This window comes from Paenibacillus sp. KS1 (assembly GCF_001680695.1).
GTDB classification, from domain to species: Bacteria; Bacillota; Bacilli; order Paenibacillales; family Paenibacillaceae; genus Paenibacillus_B; species Paenibacillus_B suaedae.
Window position 1 is genome coordinate 1 of sequence record NZ_MAIS01000316.1, and the last position, 406, is coordinate 406.

Annotated in this window: 1 pseudogene; it reads left to right on the forward strand. The window is 32.0% G+C overall.

The features are described 5' to 3' along the window. Window positions 1-286, forward strand: a pseudogene (locus BBG47_RS30530) (hypothetical protein); the annotation flags it as partial. Window positions 287-406 lie beyond the last annotated feature (120 nt).

Below are 406 nucleotides of genomic sequence, written 5' to 3' on the forward strand. Positions count from 1 at the left end.
TCTACATACAAAAGCAGGCATTCGACTCTCACATGCATGGTATGCAGCACAATTTTGGGCTTATTACACGTTCCTATATTGCATTTATATGATAACTAAGAAAAAACTTTTTCTGTTTTCAATGATTATTTCTTTATGCATAGCCATTTATAACACGCCGTTATTTCACTTTGAAAACCTATTTACAGGATATAATTTAGTTGTGGCTGATATTTTCGGAACTTTGATGTTTATCAATTTATGGATGGCAATATCAAAAGTTTTAGTGAAAATAAAAAATATGTAACTTGAGACAAAACACCTTCAAGTAAATGCCCTTATATAAGATACGGGCGTCAACCTTAGAGGTGTTTTTACGTTGAAAACTTGCCATGTTTTTCTTAACAATTCGATATGCTCATCTCGA